This is a genomic window from Nonomuraea turkmeniaca (assembly GCF_005889735.1).
GTDB classification, from domain to species: domain Bacteria; phylum Actinomycetota; class Actinomycetes; order Streptosporangiales; family Streptosporangiaceae; genus Nonomuraea; species Nonomuraea turkmeniaca.
Map to the genome: position 1 here is coordinate 1 of NZ_VCKY01000526.1, position 1,562 is coordinate 1,562.

Here is a 1,562-nt window from a genome sequence, read left to right on the forward strand (position 1 = left end):
CCCAGCACCAGCGACCGGGCGGGCAGGATCCGCTCCACCCCGGCCGCGGCGGTGAGGGCGGCCAGGTGGGAGGGGACGGCCTTGACGTGATCGATGCGGTGCTCGGCCAGATAGCCGGCCACCGCTTCGGGATCGGTCACCGCTTCGGGGTCGAGCACATGCAGCTCACCACCGGTGGCCAGGCTGATGAACACCACCGTGTTGCCCAGGTCGGTCACCTGCGGCTGCAGAAGCCCGTACCGCGTCCCAGCCCCGGACCAGCCCAGCCGATCCGACACCGACCCGACGTAGTTGGCCAGCGACCCGTGCGTGACCGCCACACCCTTCGGCGTCCCGGTCGACCCGGACGTGTAGATCACATACGCGACGCCGGCCGGATCGATCGCCGCATCCAGCGGGGTGGCGGGGTAGCCGGCCAGCACGGCTGCGGTCATCGGATCATCCACCGCGACCATCCGCGCCCGGCCGACCGGCAGATCATCCAACACCTCCTCCGTGCCCACCAGCACCTGCACCCGGCAGTCGGCCAGCATGAACGCGATCCGCTCCACCGGCAGCCGGCCATCAATCGGCAGATACGCCGCCCCCGCCTTCCACACCGCCAGAATCGCGGTGATCATCTGCGTCCCGGACGGCAGACACAACCCGACTACCGACTCCGCCCCCACACCCAGCCCCTGCAGATAACGCGCCAACCGATTGGCAGCCGCATCCACCTCCGCATAAGAGACCTCGACACCACCGGCCACCACCGCAACCGCATCCGGAGTGGCGGCCACCTGACGCTCGAACGACTCCACCACACCCGCGGCCGTCGCCGTCGCCGTGTCGTTCCATCGGTTCAGCACCAGATCGCGTTCCTGCGCCTCCAGCACCTGGATCTGGTGCAGCCGCAGATCCGGGGACGCCGTCGCGACATCCAGCACCCGCCCGAACCACTCCGCGATCCGCGAAGCCACCGGCGCATCGAACAGATCCGCCGCCGCCGTCACCGACCCACGCAACCCCACCGGCCGGCCCACCTCATCGAACGCCTCCGCGATCGACACGAACAAATCGAACTTCGCCGGAACCAAAGCCGACCCCTCGGCCTCACCCGCACCGGCCCCGGCACCGGCCCGCACCCCAGGCATCTCCAGCACCGCACGCTCGGTGTTCTGCATCGTCAGCACCGTCTGCACCAGCGGATGCCGAGCCAGCGACCGCGCCGGCGCCAACTCCTCCACCAATCGCTCGAACGGCACGTCCTGCCGGGACAACGCCTCCAGGCCGACCGCGCGAACCCGGCCCAGGATCTCCGAGAAGGTCGGGTCTCCCGACAGATCGGTACGAATCACCAGCGTGTTGACGAAGAAACCAATCAGGTCGTTCAGGGCCTCGTCGGTACGCCCGGCCACCCCGGATCCGATCGGAATGTCGGTGCCGGCCCCGGCACGCGACAGCGTCACCGCCAGCGCCGCCTGCAGCATCATGAACACCGTGACGCCCTCGGAACGGGCCAGCGCCACCATCCGCTCATGCACCTCAGCCGGAATCCGCAACGGCACCCGATGACCGAGATG

General features: G+C 69.3%; 1 protein-coding gene. It reads right to left on the bottom strand.

Annotation, left to right across the window (positions count from 1 at the left end):
* Positions 1-1,511: AMP-binding protein (locus ETD86_RS54275; protein WP_246149545.1), on the bottom strand; the 1,511-nt coding region annotated here is incomplete at its 3' end.
* Positions 1,512-1,562: the final 51 nt, after the last annotated feature.